Source organism: Streptomyces rectiverticillatus (assembly GCF_013394065.1).
GTDB lineage: Bacteria > Actinomycetota > Actinomycetes > Streptomycetales > Streptomycetaceae > Streptomyces > Streptomyces rectiverticillatus.
This window is the reverse complement of sequence record NZ_CP040752.1, coordinates 3,096,466-3,118,321: the sequence shown is the minus strand read 5'-3', so window position 1 is coordinate 3,118,321 and position 21,856 is coordinate 3,096,466. Positions and strand designations below refer to the sequence as shown.

Annotated in this window: 20 protein-coding genes and 1 pseudogene; 10 read left to right on the top strand and 11 right to left on the bottom strand. The window is 71.2% G+C overall.

The genetic code is table 11. The features are described from left to right. The first annotated feature begins 94 nt into the window (after positions 1-94). Entirely contained in the window at positions 95-730 is a 636-nt protein-coding gene (locus FGW37_RS13345; RefSeq protein ID WP_179081275.1) for a TetR family transcriptional regulator, read from the top strand. On the opposite strand, the gene FGW37_RS13340 is transcribed toward FGW37_RS13345, so the two are convergent. After that, complete coding sequence (locus FGW37_RS13340) at positions 693-1,997, bottom strand: M6 family metalloprotease domain-containing protein (RefSeq protein WP_179081274.1); 1,305 nt, start codon at positions 1,995-1,997, stop codon at positions 693-695. The genes FGW37_RS13345 and FGW37_RS13340 overlap by 38 nt on opposite strands. A 314-nt stretch (positions 1,998-2,311) precedes the next feature. On the opposite strand from FGW37_RS13340, the pseudogene FGW37_RS13335 reads away from it, so the two are divergent. Beyond that, positions 2,312-2,935: pseudogene (locus FGW37_RS13335) on the top strand (TetR/AcrR family transcriptional regulator); the annotation flags it as partial. A 202-nt stretch (positions 2,936-3,137) separates the two neighbouring features. Further along, positions 3,138-4,643 carry an MFS transporter gene (locus tag FGW37_RS13330; protein ID WP_179081273.1) on the top strand — a complete coding sequence of 502 codons (1,506 nt, stop codon included), beginning with the start codon at positions 3,138-3,140 and terminating at the stop codon, positions 4,641-4,643. Positions 4,644-4,736: 93 nt separating this feature from the next. Here FGW37_RS13330 and FGW37_RS13325 read toward each other — a convergent pair whose 3' ends face one another. Continuing rightward, on the bottom strand, positions 4,737-5,276 hold the full coding sequence (locus FGW37_RS13325) for a MarR family winged helix-turn-helix transcriptional regulator (RefSeq protein ID WP_179081272.1): 540 nt from the start codon (positions 5,274-5,276) through the stop codon (positions 4,737-4,739). Positions 5,277-5,433: 157 nt separating this feature from the next. On the opposite strand from FGW37_RS13325, the gene FGW37_RS13320 reads away from it, so the two are divergent. Next, positions 5,434-6,228 carry a dioxygenase family protein gene (locus FGW37_RS13320; protein WP_179081271.1) on the top strand — a complete coding sequence of 265 codons (795 nt, stop codon included), beginning with the start codon at positions 5,434-5,436 and terminating at the stop codon, positions 6,226-6,228. 74 nt (positions 6,229-6,302) lie between these two features. On the opposite strand, the gene FGW37_RS13315 is transcribed toward FGW37_RS13320, so the two are convergent. After that, positions 6,303-6,749, bottom strand: a complete 447-nt coding sequence (locus FGW37_RS13315; RefSeq protein WP_179081270.1) for a hypothetical protein — start codon at positions 6,747-6,749, stop codon at positions 6,303-6,305. 460 nt (positions 6,750-7,209) lie between these two features. Between FGW37_RS13315 and FGW37_RS13310 the strand changes: the two genes are divergently transcribed. Further along, positions 7,210-8,304 (top strand): sigma-70 family RNA polymerase sigma factor, encoded by a 1,095-nt coding sequence (locus FGW37_RS13310; protein WP_179081269.1) that lies wholly within the window; start codon positions 7,210-7,212, stop codon positions 8,302-8,304. Positions 8,305-8,423: 119 nt separating this feature from the next. Here the strand turns inward: FGW37_RS13310 and FGW37_RS13305 are convergent, their stop codons facing one another. Next, the gene (locus FGW37_RS13305) at positions 8,424-9,386 is read right to left on the bottom strand and encodes a helix-turn-helix transcriptional regulator (protein WP_179081268.1); all 963 of its coding nucleotides are present in this window, start codon (positions 9,384-9,386) and stop codon (positions 8,424-8,426) included. A 117-nt stretch (positions 9,387-9,503) separates the two neighbouring features. On the opposite strand from FGW37_RS13305, the gene FGW37_RS13300 reads away from it, so the two are divergent. Then, positions 9,504-11,015, top strand: coding sequence for an MFS transporter (locus FGW37_RS13300; RefSeq protein WP_179081267.1), 1,512 nt, complete (start codon positions 9,504-9,506; stop codon positions 11,013-11,015). Positions 11,016-11,230: 215 nt separating this feature from the next. Here FGW37_RS13300 and FGW37_RS13295 read toward each other — a convergent pair whose 3' ends face one another. From FGW37_RS13295 to FGW37_RS13285, 3 genes are all read right to left on the bottom strand, one after another. Next, positions 11,231-12,409, bottom strand: coding sequence for a methyltransferase domain-containing protein (locus FGW37_RS13295; RefSeq protein ID WP_246430379.1), 1,179 nt, complete (start codon positions 12,407-12,409; stop codon positions 11,231-11,233). 389 nt (positions 12,410-12,798) lie between these two features. Next, entirely contained in the window at positions 12,799-13,644 is an 846-nt protein-coding gene (locus FGW37_RS13290; protein WP_179081266.1) for a helix-turn-helix domain-containing protein, read from the bottom strand. Next, complete coding sequence (locus FGW37_RS13285; RefSeq protein WP_179081265.1) at positions 13,641-14,393, bottom strand: DUF6879 family protein; 753 nt, start codon at positions 14,391-14,393, stop codon at positions 13,641-13,643. The genes FGW37_RS13290 and FGW37_RS13285 overlap by 4 nt, the downstream gene beginning before the upstream one ends. A gap of 526 nt (positions 14,394-14,919) precedes the next feature. On the opposite strand from FGW37_RS13285, the gene FGW37_RS13280 reads away from it, so the two are divergent. The 3 genes from FGW37_RS13280 to FGW37_RS13270 all read left to right on the top strand — a co-directional run bounded on the left by FGW37_RS13280 (position 14,920) and on the right by FGW37_RS13270 (position 17,422). Then, positions 14,920-15,681: a hypothetical protein gene (locus FGW37_RS13280; RefSeq protein ID WP_343067096.1), complete on the top strand. Its 762-nt coding sequence runs from the start codon at positions 14,920-14,922 to the stop codon at positions 15,679-15,681. A gap of 147 nt (positions 15,682-15,828) precedes the next feature. Then, positions 15,829-16,665, top strand: a complete 837-nt coding sequence (locus FGW37_RS13275) for a class I SAM-dependent methyltransferase (protein WP_179081263.1) — start codon at positions 15,829-15,831, stop codon at positions 16,663-16,665. A 106-nt stretch (positions 16,666-16,771) separates the two neighbouring features. Beyond that, positions 16,772-17,422 (top strand): VIT1/CCC1 transporter family protein, encoded by a 651-nt coding sequence (locus FGW37_RS13270; RefSeq protein ID WP_246430781.1) that lies wholly within the window; start codon positions 16,772-16,774, stop codon positions 17,420-17,422. 156 nt (positions 17,423-17,578) lie between these two features. On the opposite strand, the gene FGW37_RS13265 is transcribed toward FGW37_RS13270, so the two are convergent. Together FGW37_RS13265 and FGW37_RS13260 are read right to left on the bottom strand one after the other, a co-directional pair. Then, positions 17,579-18,673, bottom strand: a complete 1,095-nt coding sequence (locus FGW37_RS13265) for a P1 family peptidase (RefSeq protein WP_179081261.1) — start codon at positions 18,671-18,673, stop codon at positions 17,579-17,581. Positions 18,674-18,686: 13 nt separating this feature from the next. Continuing rightward, complete coding sequence (locus FGW37_RS13260) at positions 18,687-19,898, bottom strand: low temperature requirement protein A (RefSeq protein WP_179081260.1); 1,212 nt, start codon at positions 19,896-19,898, stop codon at positions 18,687-18,689. Positions 19,899-19,983: 85 nt separating this feature from the next. Between FGW37_RS13260 and FGW37_RS13255 the strand changes: the two genes are divergently transcribed. After that, positions 19,984-20,211, top strand: a complete 228-nt coding sequence (locus tag FGW37_RS13255) for a hypothetical protein (protein ID WP_179081259.1) — start codon at positions 19,984-19,986, stop codon at positions 20,209-20,211. Positions 20,212-20,338: 127 nt separating this feature from the next. On the opposite strand, the gene mscL is transcribed toward FGW37_RS13255, so the two are convergent. Further along, positions 20,339-20,812: a large conductance mechanosensitive channel protein MscL gene (gene mscL / locus FGW37_RS13250; RefSeq protein ID WP_179081258.1), complete on the bottom strand. Its 474-nt coding sequence runs from the start codon at positions 20,810-20,812 to the stop codon at positions 20,339-20,341. 103 nt (positions 20,813-20,915) lie between these two features. Next, positions 20,916-21,767 (bottom strand): S-methyl-5'-thioadenosine phosphorylase, encoded by an 852-nt coding sequence (locus FGW37_RS13245; RefSeq protein ID WP_179081257.1) that lies wholly within the window; start codon positions 21,765-21,767, stop codon positions 20,916-20,918. Positions 21,768-21,856 lie beyond the last annotated feature (89 nt).

Here is a 21,856-nt window from a genome sequence, read left to right as displayed (position 1 = left end):
CCCTTCTTGGGTGAACAGTTGGAATGACAGTTGTTCACTGAAATCCAGCGTAGCGTTCCTGGCGTCCCGTGGCAAACAGTTGTTTACTGAATCCATGAGCAGCAGCACCCATGCCACCCTCGGGGTCCGCCAGGCCCAGAAGCTGAAGACCCGTCAGGCCCTGCTCGACGCCGCGCTGCGATTGCTGGAGGAGCAGAGCCTGAGCAGCCTCGGGCTGCGGGAGGTCACGCGGGTCGTGGGGGTCGCGCCCGCCGCGTTCTACCGGCACTTCCGGGACATGGCCGAGCTCGGCGTCGCGCTGGTGGAGGAGTCGCTCGGCAGCCTGCACGTGATGATCCGGGCCGTGCTGGCGGAGCAGCAGGAGGCCGAGGAGGTCATCGACCGCAGCGTCGAGGCCGTGGCCGGTCATGTGCGGCGGCACCCGGCGCACGTGCGCTTCATCGCCCGCGAACGGCACGGCGGGGTGCGGGCGGTGCGGGAGGCCATCGCGGCGGAGCTGGAGCGGTTCGGGGACGAGGTCGCCGCCGCCCTCGCCGCGCAGGAGGTCTCGCAGGGGTGGAGCGCCGAGGACGTGCGCATGCTCGCCGGGCTCTACGTCGACCACCTCGTGATGACGGCGTCGGCGTTCCTGGAGGCGTCCCCGGAGGAGGAGCGCGCCATCGCCGACACGGCCGGGCGGCAGCTGCGGCTGATCAGTCTCGGCCGCCGTCACTGGCGAGCGGCCTCCTGACTGTCCGCACCCGCACCTGCCAGTCGCCCTCGTCGTCCTCGCCGAGCACGTCGACGGACACGCCGGGCCCGGTGTACCGCTGCCCGGCGGTGTACGGGGCGTCGCTCAGCGCCGCGTTCACATTCAGGTCGGTGGTGTAGCAGCCCTTGCTGCCGGGGGTGGCGTCCGCGGTGCGTACGGGACCGGAGCCCGTGGACATGGTGGTGGTGATCGCGGTGATCAGGACGCCGGGGCGGCACACCGCGTGGTCCAGCGGCCCGGGGGTCCGCGCCTCCAGAGTGATCACGGTGTGCCGGGAGACGGGGACGACCGCGAGCTTGAGGCCGCCCGGGACCGACGTGGGGGTCAGGGCGAAGGAGCCGACGCCCGGCCCGTCGAGGCAGCGCACCTGCGCGGGCGCGAGCCAGCCCAGCTTCCACTTGTGCCAGGCGAGGAAGTCGTTGGACGGGCCCCAGTCCTCGTCCATCGGGTCCCAGTGGCCCACGGGCGTCTTCAGCAGCGCGGCGCCGCGGCCCGTGTAGTAGAGGTCGGGCAGGCCGAAGCTGTGGGCGTTCTCGTGGTTGAGGACGCGGAAGGGGCTGTCGCCCGTCTGGCGGCTCCAGATGAACGAGACGTTCTTGAAGGGGGCGCCGTCGGCCGTGGTCGTGCCGGTGGGGGAGCCGGCGAACGTCACCGACCGCACGTCCTCGGTGGCCGGCGGCCCCGCGCCCGGCGTCACCAGCACGTTGATCAGGTCGTAGCGCCGGAAGTCGACGGTGTCGTCCACCGCGTCGAGGATCTCCGCCGCGATCGCGTGGTAGCCGTCCTCGCTGTCCGCGTCGAAGGGCGTGCCGCGCTCGATCCCGTAGGCGGCGTACGGGCGGGACATCCGGATCCAGCGCAGCACCGGCGTGGAGCGGTAGTCGAGCCGCCCGTAGGAGCTCGCCCGGTAGTAGTCCGCGACGGCCGGGAAGAACTCGGCGTAGCGCGCCTGCGGGGTGGTCGTGGCGGGGGAGTCCGGGAAGTCGATCAGGAAGGTGACGGCGCGAACGGTGCCGCTGGAGCGGGCGTAGCCGGGCGGCGTGCGCGCGGTCTCGGAGACGTTGTCGGTGGCGCCGGGCAGGGCGCACGGGCCGGAGGGCGGCCGTCCCCCGGTGTCCCCGGCGGCGGGCGGCCCGCCGGCCCCGGCCTCGGCGCCGGGCCCGAAGTGCCCGAAGTGCCCGGCGGGCACCGGCGAGGTCATGGCGAGCGCGGTGGCCGCCATGACCACGACGGCCAGGGCCTTCATGTCACGGCCTTCAAGGCAGGCACCTCCAGGGCGCGGACGCCGCCGCTCCGGCCGTACCGCTCTCTGTGATCACCTTCTGCCGCCGCGGCCCCGCGCGCTTCCCGGACTGCGGCAGATGGGGCATGCCGGCCCGGACCGCCGCATAGGTGATGCGTGTCACATGCGGTCGGCGAAATATCCGGGGACCTTCTCCCCGTTTACCCCTCGTCCGAGGAAAACGGGGAACCTCTCCCCGGTTCTGCCTCGGGCTACGTCCCGGGCTATGTCCCGGGTTCCGTCCCGTCCGCCCGCCCCCGTCCCGAAGGAGCAAGGCCGTGGTCACCGCTCAACCGCCGCGCCTCCGTGCCGACGCCCTGCGCAACCGCGAGCGGATCATCGCCGCCGCACGGGAAGCGCTGGTCGAATACGGGGCGGAGGGCTCCCTCGATGAAATCGCTCGACGGGCCGGGGTCGGAAATGCCACGCTGTACAGGCACTTCGCGGACCGCCGCGAGCTGATCCACCATGTCACCCTCTCCGTCATGGCCCGTCTAGCGGACCGGGCCGAGGCGGCACGAGCTGAGGAGCCCGATGCTTTCCGATCGCTGAGGCGGTTCGTCCACGCCGCCGCGGACGAACGGGTCGGCGCGCTCTGCACGTTGCTGGACGAGGGCGTGGATCCCAACCACCCCGAGCTGGTGGCGGCGCGCGACCGCCTCGATGCGCAGGTCGAGCGCATCATGGCCGACGCCCGTGCGTCCGGTCAGCTGCGCGACGACATCGGGCTCGGTGATCTCATCGTCGCCATCACGCAGTTGACCCGGCCGCTGCCGGGCAAGGGCTGCGCGGCCTTCGATCAGTTCGTCCACCGGCACCTGCAGCTGTTCCTCGACGGCCTGATGGCCCCGGCCAGGTCCGAACTCCCGGGATCCGCCGCCACGCTGGAGGACCTGCGCCGTCACAAGCACTGCTCCGCGGCCGGCACAGAAGCCGATGCCGATGCCGACGACGCCGGCGAGGCATCCGGCCGGGGTGCCGGCTCCGGCCCCGGCTCCGGCCCCGCTTCCCGGTAACCCCCCAGACTTCGCAGGCCCCGCCGGGTCTGCACCACCACCACGACCCCACCGTCCCGCTCCACCGTGCGCCGAGGTAGACACACTCATGCCAGACACCAGTACCGCCCTCGACCCGAAGCGCTGGAAAGCGCTCATATTCATCGCCCTGGCCCAGCTCATGGTCGTCCTCGACGCGACCATCGTGAACATCGCCCTGCCCTCCGCCCAGGCCGACCTCGGCATCTCGGACGGCAACCGGCAGTGGGTCATCACGGCCTACGCGCTCGCCTTCGGCGGTCTGCTGCTCTTCGGTGGCCGCGTCTCCGACCTGTGGGGCCGCAAGCGGGCCTTCGTCATCGGCCTGATCGGCTTCGCCGCCGCATCGGCGCTCGGCGGCGCCGCGGTCAACACGGGGATGCTGCTGGGCGCCCGCGCCCTGCAGGGTGTCTTCGGCGCGCTGCTCGCCCCGGCCGCCCTGTCGCTGCTCGCCGTCCTCTTCACCGAGGCGAAGGAGCGCGCCAAGGCGTTCGGCATCTTCGGTGCCATCGCCGGTGCCGGTGGTGGCGTCGGCCTGATCCTCGGCGGCCTGTTCACCGAGTACCTCAACTGGCGCTGGACGTTCTTCGTGAACATCCCCTTCGCCGTCGTCGCCGCGGCCGGTGCGATCGCCGTCATCCGTGAGCCGGCCGAGGGCCGCAACCCCTCGAAGCTGGACGTCCCCGGCGTCATCCTGGCCACCCTCGGCCTGGTCTCGCTGGTCTACGGCTTCACCCGCGCCGAGTCCGACGGCTGGACGGCCGGCAGCACCCTCGGCTTCTTCGCCGCCTCCGCGGTCCTGCTGATCGCCTTCGTGCTCGTCGAGAAGAGGGTCAAGGCCCCGCTGCTGCCGCTGCGCGTGCTCACCGACCGCAACCGCGCCGGCGTCTACATCTCGCTGGGTCTGGCCGCCATCGCGATGTTCGGCCTGTTCCTCTTCCTGACCTACTACCTGCAGATCGTCCGCGGCTACTCGCCGGTCAAGACCGGTCTCGCGTTCCTGCCGATGATCGCCACGATGATCGCCGGTTCCACGCAGATCGGCGCCCGCCTGATGACCCGCGTCCCGGCGCGCTGGCTGATGGGCCCGGGCTTCCTGCTCGCGGCCGTCGGCATGGTCCTGCTCACCCAGATCGACCTGGACACCTCCTACGCGGCGGTGGTCCTGCCCGGTCTGATGCTGATGGGCCTCGGTATGGGTACGGCCTTCATGCCGGCGATGAGCCTGTCCACGTACGGGGTGCAGGCCCGTGACGCCGGTGTCGCCTCGGCGATGGTCAACACCTCGCAGCAGGTCGGCGGCGCCATCGGCACCGCTCTGCTGAACACCATCGCCGCCAGCGCCACCACCGACTACTTCAAGTCGCACGCGGGCGCCGGGTCCGACCCGAAGCTGCTCACCTTCCAGTCGATGGTGCACGGCTACTCCACCGCCGTGTGGTGGGCCGTCGGCATCCTGGTGCTGTCCGCGCTGGTCGCGGTCGCCTTCGTCAACGCCGGTCACCAGGGCGGCGCGGTCGCCGCTTCGGGCGACGGCGAGGGCGCGGAGAACTCCGTCCCGGTCATGGCGCACTAGCCGCCAGCGCCTTGCCTCTGTGGCCGGTATGCGTGAAGGCCCTCGCCGTTCGGGCGGGGGCCTTCACGCATACGCAGCTCTACGCAGCGGCTTTCAGCGCAGCCAGGGCAGGTCCGCCCCCGCCGGCTGCAGCCCCTCCGCGATCGTCCGGCACATGGCGCCGAGCTGGACGACCTGTTCGGGGGAGAGCCGGTCGAAGAGCGCCGCGCGGACGGCGGCGACGTGGCCCGGGGCGGACCTCTTCAGCATCGCGAAGCCCTCGTCCGTGAGGACGGCCAGCTGGCCGCGCTTGTCGGAGGGACAGTCCTCGCGGCGCACCCAGCCGTTCTTCTCCAGCCGCGCGACGGCGTGCGAGAGCCGGGACCGGGTGATCTTGGCCTGCTGGGCCAGCTCGGTCATCCGCATCCGGCGGCGGGGTGCCTCGGAGAGCGAGACGAGCAGCCCGTAGTAGACGTGCGGCATGCCCGCGTCGCGCTGGAGCTGCCGGTCGAGGTGGTCCTCCAGCAGGGTGGTGGCGTGCAGGAACGCCCGCCAGACGTCCTGTTCGGCGTCGGTGAGCCAGCGCGGCTCCGCCGCGGTGACGGAGGCGTTCCGCTCCGTACGAGCGGTGTCCTCTTCGGGTCGTTTGGTCATGACATCCACTGTTTCACCCACCGGCTTCCTGTCGCTGCTGTCGCGCTCTCGGTCGCGCTCTGGATCCTTGAAGTTTAAATAAGGCCGAGTTAAGCTCATACCCAAGAGCTTGAGAGTTCAAGTACTCCTTCAAGTACTGCCCCGACCAGGAGGGTCCATGCCGGCCACCGACACCCGTACCGGCGCGCGCATGCCCGCGCTCTACCTCTCCCACGGCGCCCCGCCTCTCGCCGACGACGAGCTGTGGACCGCCCAGCTCGCCGCCTGGGGCGCGGAGCTGCCCCGGCCCAGCGCGATCCTCGTGGTCTCCGCGCACTGGGAGGAGGCGCCGCTCGCCCTCGGCGCCACCGAGACCGTGCCGCTCGTCTACGACTTCTGGGGCTTCCCCGAGCACTACTACCGGGTCCGCTACGCCGCCCCGGGCGCCCCCGGGCTGGCCGAGCGCGTGCGCAAGACGCTGCGCGGCGCCGGCACACCCGTCCAGGACGTCCCGGACCGGGGCCTGGACCACGGCGCCTACGTGCCGCTGGTCGAGATGTACCCCGGGGCCGACGTGCCGGTCCTGCAGATATCCCTGCCCACCCTCGAACCGCGCCGGCTGATGGAGATCGGGCGCAAGCTCGCGCCCCTGCGCGACGAGGGCGTGCTGATCGTCGGCAGCGGCTTCTTCACCCACAACCTGGCCGCGCTGCGGCACGCGGGATCCGGGCCGCCCGCCTGGTCGGCGGAGTTCGACGCGTGGGGCCGCGAGGCGCTGGACGCCCGGGACGTCGACGCGCTCCTGGACTTCGAGCGCAAGGCGCCCGCAGGGCACCTCGCCCACCCGCGGACCGAGCACTTCGCACCCCTCTTCGTCACCCTCGGTGCCGCCGAGGACGAGCTCGACGCTCAGCGCAGCGTCATCGACGGATTCTGGATGGGACTGGCGAAGCGCTCGGTGCAGTTCGGATAGTGGCATCGGCCCTCACGCTAGGGCCGGTTGTCAGATACACGGAACCGTCTGAGGTCCTACGTCGCTGGGCCCCGTCACATGTCCGCCCGGTGTTCGTGCCAGTAGAAGACGTAGTACGAGGCGATCCCCATGGCGATCCCCGTCAGCACTCCGATGCCCGAGGAGCGGATCACCGTACCGCCGCTGAGGCTGTGCAGGAATCCCATGCTGCCGCCGAAGAGCGCCCCGAAGGCCGCCGCGCGGACCTCGGTGATCATCGTGTTGCGCTCGCGGAGCAGGGCGTAGCCCGCCGCCATGGCGATCAGGCCGGCGACCACGCCGATGAGGACGGCGGGGCCCGCGGTGTAGCCGTTGTTGCCCGCCAGGAAGATGGCGAACAGGCCGAGCGCGATCCCGCCGACGACGGGTACGGCCCAGGTGGACCGGCGTGCCCGCCCGGCGGGAAGGTGAGTGCCGCGGGCCACCGGGCCGGGGCCCTCGTGGGCGCGGTGGTGGCGCCCGGGCATGATCGAGTGCGTCATCGCGGGGCTCCTCTCTCGTCCCATCTCGTCCCACCAGCGCACACCCGTGCGGGGGGTGCGGGCAACTCGATCAAAGCGAGCGTGGCAACCACGGGGCCGTCCGCGTCGTCCTTGAGGGTGGGAGCGCGGTCAAGGGCGACGGCTCCCGGCCGGGGCGCCGGCTGTCGCGCCCACGTGACGGCCGTCTCACCCGGCTGCGGCGACAGGGGGCCATGAGGCTCCCGGGGCGCCTTCCCATGTGGTCTGACCTGCGCTTCCGTAGGTCTCTTCGGCATGCATTCCGGTCTGCGGCCGCACAGGGTACTGCATGATCACTAAAAATAAGACGTTCCGTGGGAATTCTGTCCGGATTCCAGTCGTTCTTTCCATCGGACGGGGCAACCGTGACAGGGTCCGCCCTTACAGGGAAGCCCTATCGAGCCCGTCCGTCCCGCGACCGACTCATCGCAAGGGAGTACGCATGGCAACCCGTGCCGTCGCCCGTCGTCAGACCGCCGACAAGGGCGCTGAGGGGGCGAGCAGTGCGCGCGCCTCCGGCGAGATCGCCGACCGCGACCTGGTGGGGATGTACCTCGACGAGATCGCACGTACGCCCCTGCTCGACGCCGCCAAGGAGGTCGAGCTCTCCCAGACCATCGAGGCGGGCGTCTACGCCCAGCAGCTCCTCGACGGCCTCGAGGAGCCGGGGAAGGGTGCCAAGGCCGAAAAGAAGGGTGCCGAGGCCGGGAAGGGTGCCGAGGCCGGGAAGGGTGCCAAGGCCGGGAAGGGCGCCAAGGCCGGGAAGGGCGCCGAGGCCGCCTCGCGCGAGGAGCTCGAGGTCATCGCGGCCGAGGGTGCGCGGGCCAAGGACGTCTTCATCAAGTCCAACCTGCGCCTCGTCGTGGCCGTCGCCCGGCGCTATCCCCGCAGCGGCCTCCCCCTCCTCGATCTGATCCAGGAGGGCAATGCGGGCCTGGTGCGCGCGGTGGAGAAGTTCGACTACACCAAGGGCTTCAAGTTCTCCACGTACGCGACGTGGTGGATCCGCCAGGCGATCACCCGTTCCATTGCCGATCAGTCCCGCACGATCCGGCTGCCCGTCCACCTCGTGGAGGAGCTCGGCCGGATCCGGCGCGTCCAGCGCGAGTTCAACCGCGAGAACGGGCGCGACCCCGAGCACTCCGAGATCGCCGAGGAGCTGGGCACCTCCGCCGAGCGCGTCGGCGACGTCCTGGACTGGGCCCGTGACCCGGTCAGCCTGAACATGTCCGTCGACGACGAGGGCGAGACCCAGTTCGGCGATCTGCTGGAGGACACCTCCGCGGTGTCGCCCGAGCAGTCGGTGATCGCCCTGTTGCGCAGCGAGGAGCTGGAGGACCTGATCGGCCGCCTCGACCAGCGGACCGCCTCGATCATCAAGGCGCGCTACGGCATCGAGGACGGCCGTGAGCGCACGCTCACCGAGGTCGGCAAGCAGCACGGCCTCACCCGTGAGCGGATCCGGCAGATCGAGAAGCACGCCCTGCTGGAGCTCAAGAAGATGGCCCACGACACGGGCTTCGACGCGGCGGCGTAGTGCGCCGTAGTGACGTAGCGGCTTAATAGGGCATAACCTCATAGACCGGGCCCCGGCGCCACCCCCCCTGCGTCGGGGCCCTCCTTTGTGCCGCTGTTCCGCTGTCTCCTTTGTGCGGCTCAGCCGGACGCGGCGCGGGTGATCCTCGCCCCCAGCTCGCGCAGGTGCTCCACCAGCCCCTGCGGCTCGTGGACGGTGAAGTCGCAGTCCAGCAGCGCCAGCCGGAAGGCGATCCACTCCACCGAGTCGGTGAGCTCCAGGTCGAGACGGCACGTGCGGTCGTCCACCGGCTGCGGCGCGCCGACGTGCTGGGGGAGCCGTGCCGCGACGAACTCCGCCGGGGCGTGCAGCGTCGCGACGACGCGCACCGTCGGCTGCATCCGGCTCAGCGAACGGTTCATGAACTCGGCCGCGTCCGCCGCCGGCAGCTCCCGCGGCGTGAAGCGCGCGCCCGTCGCGAACGGCTCGCTGACCCGGTCCACCCGGAACGTCCGCCAGTCCGCGCGGTCGATGTCGTAGGCGACGAGGTACCAGCGGCGCCCGGTGCTCACCAGCCGGTGCGGCTCGACGAGCCGCTGCATCTCGGTGCCGTCCCCCTTGCGGTAGGCGAAGCGCAGCCGCTCGTGGCCGGTGGCCGCCGCCGCCATGACGGTCAGCGTCCGCGGGTCGACCGTCGCGCCGTCGCCCGAGGTGATCGGCACCGTGGCAGCCTGCAGGGCCGAGACCCGGTGCCGCAGCCGGGACGGCAGGACCTGCTCCAGCTTGGCCAGGGCCCGTACAGACGCCTCCTCGATGCCGTCGACGGCGTGCCCGGCGCCCGCCCGCAGCCCGACGGCGATCGCGACCGCCTCCTCGTCGTCCAGGACGAGCGGCGGCATGGCGGCGCCGGCCGCGAGCCGGTAGCCGCCGACGGCGCCCATGGTCGCCTGCACGGGGTAGCCGAGGTCCCGCAGTCGTTCGATGTCGCGCCGGATGGTGCGCGTGGTCACCCCGAGCCGCTCGGCGAGTTCGCTGCCGGGCCACTCGCGCGGCGTCTGGAGCAGGGAGAGCAGATTCAGGAGCCGTGCCGGAGTGTCGGTCATAACACCAGGGTGGCAGCGAAGTGGGACACAAGCTGTCCTATATGCGTTCTACGGTCGGCTCATACGTCAAAACGCATCCCCCACCTCATCCGCACCACCGAAAGGCCGGGTCCATCCATGACCACCGATTCACCGCCCACCGACCGCCGCCGCTGGCTGGCGCTCGCGGTAGTGATGACCGCTTCCTTCATGGATCTGGTCGACGTGACGATCGTCAACATCGCGATGCCCAGCATCAGGCGCGACATCGACGCCTCGTTCAGCGTCCTGCAGTGGCTCAGCGAGGGCTACGCGCTGGCCTTCGCCATCGGCCTGATCACCGGCGGCCGGCTGGGTGACATCTACGGTCGCAAGAAGGTCTTCCTGCTGGGCATGGGCGGCTTCACCCTCGCCTCGATGCTCTGCGGCATCGTCAGCGACCCGCAGCTGCTCGTCGCGGCGCGCGTCCTGCAGGGCCTCATGGGCGCCCTGATGGTCCCGCAGGTGCTGTCGATCATCCACGTCACCTTCCCCGCGCACGAACGCGGCAAGGTCTTCGGCATGTTCGGCGCGGTCGTCGGCCTCGGCGCGGTCTCCGGCCCGCTGCTGGGCGCCCTGCTCACCCAGTGGAACCTCTTCGGCCTCGAATGGCGCCCGATCTTCCTGATCAACCTGCCGGTCGGCATCGCCGGCCTGCTCCTCGGCCGCCGCTTCATCACCGAGTCCAAGGCCCCGAAGGCCCTCAAGCTCGACCTCGTGGGCGTGGCCCTGGCCAGCGCCGGCCTGCTGATGGTGCTCTACCCGCTCACCCAGGGCCGCGAGCACGACTGGCCGCTGTGGGGCTTCATATCCATGGCCGCCGCCCTGCCCGTCTTCGCCGGCTTCATCGCGTACGAGCGCCACAAGACCCGCAAGGACGGATCGCCGCTGGTCGAGCTGTCACTGTTCAAGGTCCGCAGCTTCGCGGGCGGCGTCGGCGTCCAGCTGGTCTTCGGCCTGACCACGGGCATCTTCTTCATGGTCTGGACGATGTACATGCAGCTGGGCCTCGGCTGGTCCGCGCTGCGGGCGGGCCTGACCGGCATCCCCTTCTCGATCGCCGTCTCGGTGGCCGCCGGTATGTCCGTGCAGAAGCTGGTGCCCCGCTTCGGGCGTAACGTCCTCTCGGCGGGCGCCGTCGTGATGGCCGCCGGCGTGCTGACCTACATCTGGGAGGCCGACCGCTACGGCGCGGACATCACCTCCTGGCAGATGGCGCTGCCGCTGATCGTGATGGGCGCGGGCATGGGCCTGATCGTCTCCCCGATCACGGACGCGATCCTCTCCGAGGTGCCGCGCGAGCACGCGGGCTCCGCGTCCGGCCTGATCAACACCACGATGCAGCTGGGCAACGCGCTCGGGCTGGGCCTGGTCTCGGTGGCGTTCTTCTCCGTCGTGGACAAGGCGGACCCGCGGCACGAGGCGATGGCCGACATCTTCAGCGGTGCGTTCACGCATGCGCTGTGGTGGGTCGTGGGCGGCCTGGTGGTGGTGTTCGGGCTGATGTTCCTCCTCCCGAAGCACAAGGCCACGGAGGCGCCGGAGGCGGCGCCGGAGCTGCGGGCGGACGAGGCGGCGCCGGCTGACGAGCCGGAGCTGGCGACCGCCTGACCTGGTCGGCCCCCGGAGCGCCGGGCGGGGCCGGAGAGATCCGGCCCCGCCCGGCGCTTTGTTCTGCGGCGGGCGTGTGCGTAATGGCGCGCGAGGGGGCGGATATCGTCCCGGCCGCGTCCATCAGCGGCGTCATTCCGGTCTGACACCACCCACGGTCCGGCAGCCGGACGCTCGGCCACGACGACGCCGCGACCCGGCGGATTTCCGCCCCCTCACAGGACGCGGTCCGGCTCGTCCAGCCAGATGGCGGTACGTCCTCCCTCCACGACGGTCAGTCCGAAGCGCCCGAACCCCGGGCGCCCTTCGGCCCTCCACCACTCGTGCGCGGCCTCCACTTCATCCCAGAGCCGGCGGGGCCCGGCCTGGTGGACCTTGGCCTCCTCGCAGCCCTCGCGGAAGACGGCCACGGCCCATGACGTGTCCGAGAGCCCGTAGAGCCAGACGGCACGCCGGCCGTCCCGTTCGCGGTCGGCGACGTGCGTGGCATCACGTACGAGCAGGCCCATGACGAACCCGGCCACGTCCTCGGCCTGCAGGGTCGTGAACGAGGTGTCGGCCCGGTCCATGGCGCGCGGTGGCACGTACGCCGCATGCTGCCGCCGCACCAGTCTCTGCGCGCGCATCCGCATGAAGCCCACCGCCTGCGTGAAGGGCCCGGACGCGCTCCGGCCGTCCTCGGCGACGACCAGCCGCGCCGTGGCCTCCTCCGGCCCGTAGTACGTGCCCCAGGGCACGAGGATCACTCCGCCCGGGGCGGCCTGTTCGACCCACGCGAACGGGATGGTCCGCAGGCCGCACGTGGCGATGACCCGGTCGTACGGGGCGCGCTCGGGGAAGCCCAGGAAGCCGTCACGGTGGAGGACACGGGCGGCAAGCCCGGCACGCCGCAGCGCCTCCCGGCCCGCCGAGGCCACGGCACCGTCCACGTCCACGGTGACGACGCTCCCGGCCGGGCCCACCCGGTGGGCGAGCAGCCCCGCGTTCCATCCCGTGCCCGTACCGATCTCCAGCACCCGGTGCCCTTCCCCGACGTCCAGGTCCGCGAGCATCGAGAAGACCAGGCCCGGCATGGACGACGACGAGCTGAACGACCTCCCGGGCTCGGTCCCGCGGTGGGCCCCGTCGTCCCACTGCGTGACGATGGGGCAGTTGGAATCGGCGTACTTCTGCCACGCGTGCGGATCCCGTGTCCTGTCGACGGTGCGGCTCCGGCCCGTGTCCATGTCGTGCGGCCACATGACATCCGGCAGGAAGGCGTCCCGGCGCACGGCGTCGAAGGCGGCGAGCCACTCGGGCCGGAGGGAGCCGGAGCCGACGAGCGCCCGGCGGAGCGCTTCCCGGTCGGCGCCCCGGTCGGTGTCCACGGTCTGTCCGTCGATCGGCCGGGTCACTTCCCGTGCGTCCCGCCACCCGGAGGGGCCGACCCGTCCGGGGTCGGCTCGTCGGCCGGCGTCCACGGCTGCCCGGGGTGCCCGTCGCCTTCGTCCTGGGGTTTTCCGTGACCTCCGCTGTCCTGCACGGATGGGACGGTGCTTGTCCGTCGCCTCATGGCGCTTCCCTCCGGGTGATCGGTGTGGATTTGCTGGTGTTGTGTCGTCGCTTGCGCGAGCGCAGCGACGTCCCTCCAACGCCCTTCCCGGATGGCGGTTGCACGGGAGAGCGCGAGCCTGAGGCACTGCCTGCACGCGGTCATGTGCAGGACCGTAAGAGCGAATGTTTCGCGTGTCGCGCCGTGTTTCTCGATGTTTCGCGCAGGCCGCTACGTGTTTCCCGAGGTTGCCTACGCGAGGTCGAGAGACGCCCGCGCGCGAGCAATCAACCGTTGGGCCTGGCGGCCGTAGACAGCGCTCCGCTTCAAGGTCTCCCACACACGCGTGTACAGGGCCACGGACTCCGCGTCGTCCATCCACAGCTCCGCGTGCCAGTCCTCCACGATGACAAGGCGCTGGTCGTAGAGCCAGAATCCGTTGGCCGGCGGCAGTCCCAGCCGCGCGCTGAAAGGCACGATGCCGAGGGAGACGGTGTCCAGACCGGTCGCCATCCCCATGAGGCGATCGAGTTGCCCTGCGAGAACCTGCGGTGGGCACACGAGAGTGTGGAGGGCAGCTTCGCCCATGACGATGTCGTACTGCTTCCCGCGCGCGTACAGCGTGTCCTGCCGCTTCATGCGGGCGCCCACGGCCTCGTCCACGTCCCGGACCGACTGATGCAGTTCGGTGTAGGCCGCGAAGATGTGACGGGCGTACTCCGCGGTCTGGAGCACGCCCACGATCATTGCCGCTTCCCACGCGCGTAGGACCGTCGAGCGCTCGTACTCGACGGCCAGGGCCTCCTGAACCGGCCGGTGGCCGGCGGCGAGCTGACGTCTCCAGCTCCGCTGGCTGGTTTCCAGACCGCGCAGCCGGGCCTTCAGCTCCTCCCCGGCATCGGGACGGCCGGTTTCCCTGGCCCACGCCCCCAGATCCTCCGGGGTGACGGTCTGTTTGCCGTTCTCCAACTTCGAGATCTTGGAGTGCGGCCATCCGCATCGCGCCGCCAACTGCCGGACGGTGAGCCCGGACTCGGTGCGCAGTTCGCGCAGCCGCGCACCGAGGGCGATGCGGCCTTGCTGGAAATCAGTCGTCACCCAGCGGAAGTTACCCGGGCCGAGAACTCTTCATGGGGGATTGCGTGATGCCAGGCCGCGTCCCGGACCTGGCAGTAGCGCACGACTTTGACCGGGTCGGTGATCAGCTCGACACCGGTGATGTGGTCGGCTGTGTCGAAGTGCAGTAGGGCGACCACGCGTGAGTCGAAGAGCCAGAAATCCTCGGCAGGGAGCTCCAGCCGGTCGGCGTCGTTGCGCCACAGGTTGCGGATTTCCTCCCCGACGGAGGAGTTCCTCCGGGCCCCGTCGAGGAGATAGAGCTGCCCCGGCGTAGGCGGATTGTCGACGACCCTTACGCGCTCAAATCGCTTGCCCAGAGCGGTCTGTTCGCGGCGGGAGACGCACCAAGGGTCGTCGAGGTCGTACCCGGCGTCCAGGCCTGCCGCGAACCGCCGATAGGTCTCCGTATCCTCATCGGACTGGTAGGCACGCCGGGTCTCCAGACGCCATGCGGTGTGCTCGAATGTCTCGAACATCCCGTCGAAGTCGTCGAAACTGATGAGCACGGGCACGTGCTCCACCTCCTTGGGGCCGAAGGTCGCGAGCAGTTCTCGGGGCACGATAACGAAGCCCTCCCCTTCCTTGACGTTCTTGAGTTGTGCGATGTCGTCGGGGTCCGTGAGGTTGTCGCCCTGCACGAGGATTTCCTTGCTGTCGAGGTCTTCGTACAGGGTGGGGCAGCCGTTGTTCCCGGAGTTCGTGCCGATCATCCAGAGCCTGCGAGCCATGGGGACACCTCTTTCGTCCGGTCGGTCCGGTACCGACGCGGTTTCGGAAGGTAGCGAGCCGATCGAGAAACACGCCAGGGCGCCGAATCGCACATCCCAGCGGGCTTGAGCTCCGGGCTTCGGGGGTCGGAATCCGAGCGCTTTTTCTGTGGAATGGGTGGTGGGTTCAACCCACCCGCCCTCCCAATCGCGCCTATACCACGGCGCGTTCACTTTTCGTGATCGGGTTGCGACATCCTGTCGTTGCGCCCTAGCGTTCGCAGCAACAAGCAACCCCGGTCAGGCGCTGGAACGCCTGCCGGGGTTTGACCACCAAGATCGACAAGTCAGAGGAACCGATCCGATGGCTGACGCCGACTCTAGCGCTGCCCAGCGCTTCCCGCACCCACATCCCTCCGCCGCCGCCGGTTACGGCAAGCGGACCGCACCCGATCAAGCCCCCCGCCGCCATGGCGACTTCGCCCACTTACGGCCGCGGGAGGCATCCGTTGCCGCCTTCATCGACCGGCTTCCCGACGGGGCTGCCATGGATGCGAAGACCCTGGCCGCCCACCTCGCCGACTACGGGCAGGCCGCCTGCCGTACCGCCCTGCGGCGGCTGTCGGAAGCCGGGCATCTGCGGCGGGTGACCGAGCGGATCAAGGGTGACGGCGGTAGCTGGCACTGGGTCACCCGGACCTATTTCTCCCGTACCGCCAGGGACGACGCGTGGTGGGAATCCCTGCTGACCGGAGGCGTGCCGCCGCAGGTCGTCGACGAGCAGTCCGCGCCTCGTCCGACGCGTCCGCCCGGCCCCCGGCGCTCCCGCGCCTACCGCCTCCTCGCCTCCGTCGGCCGCGTCGACCCCCGTATGACCCTCTCCGCCGCCGAGTGCCAGGCCCTCGAAGCGCTCGCCGCACAATGGCTGGATCTCGGCGCCGGTGAGGAGGAGGTCGTGCGGGCCCTCACCGCCGGGCTGCCGCCCGAAGTGCACAGTGCCGGGGCCCTCGCCCGGCGGCGGCTCACTGACAAGATGCCGCCCGAGCGAGGGCCGGAGCCGGGGCCGGGGCCGGAACCTGGGTCGGGGGCGGAGTCACCCTTCCGGCGTCCCCTTCGCATGCTCGAATGCACCATTTGCCACGTCGCCGGTCGCCCCGAAGCGCTTCCCGGCGGGCTCTGTCGTGACTGTCGCGGGCTTCCTTCTCCTTACGCCGATTGCCGTCCCGACCCTGCCGAGATCCGTGCTCGCGCCGACGCCCTCCGGCGCGCCGTGCGGGCCGTCACGCGGGCCACGGCGCTCCCCTCGTAGGCCTTCGTGGCCCTCCGTCATCCCCCGACCGGTGCAGCATCAGGATTTGACGCCCCCAGGAGCGCTCCGCATCGTTTCACTAACGCGTTAGTAAAAGGAGGACGCCGCCGTAACCCGCCGCCTCTCTTGATCACGGAGGTCCCGCCCGTGTCCTCGCGCAAAGCAGCCGCACTGCTCAAGAACCGCAGCAACCTCTCCCACAAGGTCCGTTACGCGGCGACCCACCCCGCCCGCATCGCCCCCTTCCTCAAGCGCACCGCCCGCGACGGCTGGCTCCGCCTCAAGCACCCCGGCCACGTCGACTACTACCGCGCGGTGATGGCCTCCGACACCGCCCGCAGCCCCGACGCCGCGGTCGGCAGCAAGAGCCACGACCGCTGGCTCGCCCTCGGCGAGATGCAGTTCGACTACCTCAAGGAGCACGGCCTCGCCCCGCGCCACCGCATGCTCGACATCGGCTGCGGCAACCTCCGGGCGGGCCGGCTCTTCATCGGCTACCTCGACACCGGCAACTACTACGGCATCGACATCTCGCCCGACATCCTCATCTCCGCCAAGCGGACCCTGACCGACTACGGGCTCCAGGAGAAGCTGCCGCACCTCACCATCACGCAGAACCTCACCCTCGACTTCCTCCCCGACGCGCACTTCGACGTCGTCCACGCCCACAGCGTGTTCTCGCACTCGCCCATCGAGGTGATCGAGGAGTGCCTGGCCCACGTCGGCCGGATTCTCGCCCCCGGCGGCTTCTTCGACTTCACGTTCGACCGTACGGAGGGTGCCGAACACCAGGTGCTCCGCGAGGACTTCTACTACCGCACCGGCACCCTCGTCGCCCTCGCCGAGAAGCACGGGCTGCAGGCGCGCTTCATGGACGACTGGGAGAAGCGGCCGCACGGACAGTCGAAGATCCGGGTGTGCCTGCCCGGGTGTCCACCGGGATCGGTGGGAACATCGGTGGGAACCTCGCCTCGTGAGCGATGAGCCGCCCCCCACCGGTCGCACCGGCCCCACCAACCCCGCCGACCCTGCCGATCCCGCCACCCACCACGAGCCGCACGAGGGCGCCCTCGGCAACCGCCTCAACCGGCTGCGGGCCGCCGTCCTCGGCGCCAACGACGGGGTCGTCTCCACGGCCGGCCTCGTCGTCGGCGTCGCCGGCGCCACCGACGCGCGCGGCACGCTGCTGACGGCCGGGCTCGCCGGGCTGCTGGCCGGGTCCATGTCCATGGCGGCCGGCGAGTACGTCTCGGTGAGCACCCAGCGCGACTCCGAGCGGGCCGCCCTCGCCCTGGAGTGCCGTGAGCTCGCCACCGCCCCGCAGGCCGAACTCGACGAGCTCACCGAGCTCCTGGAAGGCAAGGGGCTCACCGGCGACCTCGCCCGCGAGGTCGCCGAGCAGCTCACCGAGCACGATGCGCTCCGCGCGCACGCCGAGGTCGAGCTCGGCATCGACCCCGACGAGCTCACCAGCCCCTGGCAGGCCGCCGGGGCGAGCTTCCTCGCCTTCACGGCCGGTTCGCTGCTGCCGCTGCTCGCCATCGTCCTGCCGCCCCCGCACGTACGGCTGGCCGTCACCGTCGTGGCGGTGCTCGCCGCGCTCGTGCTGTGCGGGTGGGGGAGCGCGCGGATGGGCGACGCGCCGATCGGGCGCGCGATGCTGCGCAATGCGGGTGGGGGTGCGCTGGCGATGGCGGTCACGTACGGGGCCGGGTCGCTGCTGGGTGCGGCCGGGGTTTGAGGCGGTCCCCGGCGGTGGCCGGCGGTTCCGCCGGGGATGTGTGGACGGGTGTGCGTGGTCTGTCGGGTGCGGGTTGTACGTGGCTGGTCGCGCAGTTCCCCGCGCCCCCTATCGGGGCGTGTTGCCGCGGTCCCCGCGCCCCTTATCGGGGCGCGTTCAGTCGTACAGGTCCCCGTACGAAGGGAACACCCCGCCCGGGCCGTCCACCGATTCCGCCGCTAGTGCCCCCTTCGCCACCGCGCGCGTTACGACGTCCGCGCCCGCCGCCAGGATCTCGTTGACCGCGCCGGCCGCCAGCAGGACCGCCGCGTCCCCGAAGGCGTCCTCGGCCACCAGGGGGCGGTCGCCCGTGGCCAGGGCGAACACCGTGTCGCCGTCGTTGAGCAGGTGCACCGGGCGGATGGCGCGTGCCAGGCCGTCGTGCGCCGTGCCTGCGAGCTTCTGCGCCTGCGCGCGCGTGAGCGCGGCGTCGGTGGCGACGACCACGAGGGTGGTGTTGAGCGGCGGCCGGACGGATGCCGCCGAGCGCTTCGCGGACTCCTCCCGGGCCTCGGCCAGCCGTCTCTGCGCGGCCTCGTGCCGCTCCCTCTCCGGAACCTCCACGACGCCCTCGTACAGCCGCCCGTACAGGAGGCCCGTCGCCGGATCGGCCACCGAGCCCGCGGCGTTGACGACCGCCAGCGCCGCGACCGTCGTCCCCGAAGGCAGCACGGCGCTCGCCGTGCCCACGCCCCCCTTGAGCCCGCCGGCCACCGCGCCCGTGCCCGCGCCGACGTTGCCCTGCACGACGGGCGCCCCCACGTCCTCGCGGGCGGCGGCCTCGGCGGCCTCCCGGCCCAGCGCGGCGTCGGGACGGGCCCGCCAGTCGCCGCCGCGGCCGAGGTCGAAGAGGGCGGCGGCGGGGACGACCGGGACGACCTGCGCGGGGTCGGGGCCGACCCGGAAGCCGCGGCCGGAGTCCTCCAGCCAGGCCATCACGCCCGACGCGGCGTCGAGCCCGAAGGCGCTGCCGCCGGTGAGGACGACGGCCTCCACGCGCTGGACGAGGTTGCGCGGGTCGAGGGCGTCCGTCTCGCGGGTGCCGGGGCCGCCGCCGCGGACGTCCACGGCGGCCACGGCGCCGCCCTCCGCGGTAAGGATGACAGTGGTGCCGGTGAGCGCTCCGGCGCCGGTACGGTTCGCGTGTCCCACGCGGATGCCGGGGACGTCGGTGAGCGCGTCCATGGCTCCGGGGGCGGGTGCGTTCGTCATACAGCCATGCGTATCACGCCTGGGCGAGCGGCGGGTTCCTTGTGGACAACCAGACTCCCGTCACCACCGTCGCCGACGCCACCAGCCCCGCCAGCAGTACCGCGTTGCCGCCCGCGAACGTGCAGGCCAGGACGGCCAGCGCGGACACCGGGAGCACCAACTGCTGGGCCGGGCCCCGCTTGTAGTGACGGGAGTGGACCAGCCAGACCGAGAACATGAACATCGCCCCGGGGATCGTCACCGCGCTCGACGCCGCGAACGTGGAGATGTGCGCCTTGCCTACGGCCTGTTCGACGGCCACCTCGATGCCCGCACCGATCGCGGCCGCCGACCCGAAGACGAGGTAGTGCCCGTAGCCCCACAGGAACGCCTGCCGGTTGGAGGCCAGGTGCAGATGGATGGGGACGGCGAAGTAGATCCAGAACGCGGCGAAGATCAGCAGCAGGCCGCCCGCCGCCATCGGCAGCAGCTCGTCCAGCGCCTCGCTCTCCTCCAGCGCCGACTGCACGGCGACCGTGGCCGCCGAGACCGTCTCGCCCAGCACGATGATGGTGAACAGCCCGTACCGCTCGGCGATGTGGTGCGGGTGCCAGGCCGTCTCCCGCGTCATCTCGGCGATGGTCGGGACCGCCATCTCCAGGAGGGCCATCACCAGGAACACCCACGGCCTGGCGCGGTCCGGCAGGAACAGCAACCCCAGCCAGCCCACCTGGCACGCGCACACCCCGGCCGCGTACTTCAGCGCCGTCCGCCGCTCCGCGCCCGTCGTGGAGAACGCGGCCCGCAGCCACTGCGAGACCAGCGCGAGCCGCATCACCAGGTAGCCGAACCACACCACCGAGAAGTTGCTGTCGTCGAACGCGCGCGGGATGCCCGCCGACAGGATCAGCACCCCGGCGATCTGGACCAGCGTCACCACCCGGTACAGGACGTCGTCCGTGTCGTACGCGGAGGCGAACCAGGTGAAGTTCATCCACGCCCACCAGATGGTGAAGAACATCATCAGGTAGCCGAGCACACCGTGCGCCGCGTGCCCCTCGGCCAGCGCGTGGACGAGCTCCCGCCCCGCGACGGCCACCGCCACGACGAAGCACAGGTCGAAGAAGAGCTCCAGGGGCGTGGCCGCCCGGTGCTCCTCGTCGCGCCCGCGGCCCGCCATCCGGCGCAGTACGGGGGAGTGCGGCCGTCCGCCGTCGGGCAGGGGCCGGGGCGCGTCCTCGCTCATGGGGCGATTCTCACCGCGGACGGCCCCGTGCGCGCGCGGGAACGGTACGGACGGGGGTGCCGGGCCCGCCCCGTACCCTGGGCGTATGAGTGACACCGCCCCCGAGACCGGCCCCGAGGCCACTGCCGAAGCCGCTCCGGCCCCCGCGCCGCGGCCGCGCAACCCCGCGGCCGCCGCCCTGATCTTCGACGACCCGCTGTCGCAGCAGTCCTCGGACGACACCGACCGCGGCTGGGGCGAGCGGCCTGCCTCCGGCGGTTCGGCCGCGGATCTTTCCCGCTTCCTGGACGAGAAGCCGCCGCACCACATCTGAGGGCTGTATCTCGTACGGGGTCCGGCGGCTCCGTATTCCGCCGGACCCTCGCCATCGTGGCTTCTCGCCGCTGCGGCGGGATTTTTCAGGCAGGCCCGAGCGCCGTCAGTCGGCTGCGGGCCGCGCCCTACCTCTGCGCCGGCACCGTCTCCGAGCCCGGCTCGCGGCGCTGCTCCACGAGCGCGTCGCGGATCTGCGTGAGCAGCTCCAGCTCGGTCTCCTTGGCCGGGGCCGCCGGTGTGCGGGCCGCCTGCCGGTCCTGCCAGCGCTTCATCGGCAGCAGCATCAGGAAGTAGACGACTGCGGCCGTGATCAGGAACGTGAGGGTCGCGCTGAGCACCGAGCCCCACTGGATGAAGACGCCCTTGGTGACCTCGCCGGCCGCGTTCTTGACGCAGGGGCCCTTCAGGCAGGACGCGTAGTGATCGAGGTCCTTCGTGCCGAAGGCCCCCACCACCGGGTTGATCACGCCCTTGACCACCGAGTTCACGATGTTCGTGAACGCTGCGCCGATGACGACGGCGACGGCGAGGTCTATGACGTTGCCCCGCATGAGGAACGCCTTGAATCCGCCGAGGACCCCGGTCTTCGTCGTCGTCACTGCACAGCCTTTCTCGCCCTGTATCCAGCCGAATGTCGTGGATGCTCCAGTTACTCCGGATGCTCCGGAACAGAGGATTCCATATTCGGCCGGGGGCCCGTCATCAAGGCAGTTCGATCCCCAGGTCCCAGCCCCGGTGCACGTCCGCGCACAGGCAGCTGCGCTCCTTGGTCTCCGGCAGGGCCGTGACCGCCGCGAAGAGCACCTCGCGCAAGCGTCCCACGTTCTCCCCGAAGACCCGCATGACCTCGTCGTGCGAGACTCCCTGGCCCGTCTCGGCGCCCGCGTCCAGGTCCGTCACCAGCGCCATCGAGGTGTAGCAGAGCTCCAGCTCGCGGGCGAGCACGGCCTCGGGGTGCCCGGTCATGCCGACGACCGTCCAGCCCTGGGCGGCGTGCCAGCGCGACTCGGCCCGGGTGGAGAAGCGCGGCCCCTCTATGACGACCATCGTGCCGCCGTCCACCACCGGCTCCCAGCCGTGCCCGCGCGCCACCGCGACCGCCACCGCGCGCCCGGTGGGGCAGTAGGGGTCGGCGAAGGAGGTGTGGACGACGTTGGGCACCCGGCCGTCGGGGAGCATGTCGCCGTCGAAGTAGCTCTGTGCCCGCGCCTTCGTCCGGTCCACGAGCTGGTCGGGGACGACCAGCGTGCCCGGCCCGTACTGCGGCTGCAGGCCGCCGACCGCGCACGGGGCGAGGACCTGCCGCACGCCGAGCGAGCGCAGGGCCCACAGGTTGGCCCGGTAGTTGATGCGGTGGGGCGGCAGGTGGTGGCCGCGGCCGTGGCGGGGGAGGAAGGCGACCTTCCGCCCGGCGAGCTCGCCGACGAAGAGGGAATCGCTCGGCGACCCGTACGGCGTCATGACCGTGACCTCGGTCACATCCTCCAGGAAGGAGTAGAAACCGGACCCGCCGATGACGCCTATACCCGCACGCGCACTGTGCATTTCGACCATGAGGGTCACCCTAACGGCGGGTCAGGGCATGCCGTAGAGCCCTTCACCTCCGGGGAGGTGAAGGGCTCTACGGGAAGAACTGCGACCGG

Coding starts and splice junctions, on each gene's coding strand:
- FGW37_RS13345 (WP_179081275.1), top strand. CDS start 95: ATGAGCAGCAGCACCCATGCCACCCTCGGGGTCCGCCAGGCCCAGAAG.
- FGW37_RS13340 (WP_179081274.1), bottom strand. CDS start 1,997: ATGAAGGCCCTGGCCGTCGTGGTCATGGCGGCCACCGCGCTCGCCATG.
- FGW37_RS13330 (WP_179081273.1), top strand. CDS start 3,138: ATGCCAGACACCAGTACCGCCCTCGACCCGAAGCGCTGGAAAGCGCTC.
- FGW37_RS13325 (WP_179081272.1), bottom strand. CDS start 5,276: ATGACCAAACGACCCGAAGAGGACACCGCTCGTACGGAGCGGAACGCC.
- FGW37_RS13320 (WP_179081271.1), top strand. CDS start 5,434: ATGCCGGCCACCGACACCCGTACCGGCGCGCGCATGCCCGCGCTCTAC.
- FGW37_RS13315 (WP_179081270.1), bottom strand. CDS start 6,749: ATGACGCACTCGATCATGCCCGGGCGCCACCACCGCGCCCACGAGGGC.
- FGW37_RS13310 (WP_179081269.1), top strand. CDS start 7,210: ATGGCAACCCGTGCCGTCGCCCGTCGTCAGACCGCCGACAAGGGCGCT.
- FGW37_RS13305 (WP_179081268.1), bottom strand. CDS start 9,386: ATGACCGACACTCCGGCACGGCTCCTGAATCTGCTCTCCCTGCTCCAG.
- FGW37_RS13300 (WP_179081267.1), top strand. CDS start 9,504: ATGACCACCGATTCACCGCCCACCGACCGCCGCCGCTGGCTGGCGCTC.
- FGW37_RS13285 (WP_179081265.1), bottom strand. CDS start 14,393: ATGGCTCGCAGGCTCTGGATGATCGGCACGAACTCCGGGAACAACGGC.
- FGW37_RS13280 (WP_343067096.1), top strand. CDS start 14,920: ATGGATGCGAAGACCCTGGCCGCCCACCTCGCCGACTACGGGCAGGCC.
- FGW37_RS13265 (WP_179081261.1), bottom strand. CDS start 18,673: ATGACGAACGCACCCGCCCCCGGAGCCATGGACGCGCTCACCGACGTC.
- FGW37_RS13260 (WP_179081260.1), bottom strand. CDS start 19,898: ATGAGCGAGGACGCGCCCCGGCCCCTGCCCGACGGCGGACGGCCGCAC.
- FGW37_RS13255 (WP_179081259.1), top strand. CDS start 19,984: ATGAGTGACACCGCCCCCGAGACCGGCCCCGAGGCCACTGCCGAAGCC.
- FGW37_RS13245 (WP_179081257.1), bottom strand. CDS start 21,767: ATGGTCGAAATGCACAGTGCGCGTGCGGGTATAGGCGTCATCGGCGGG.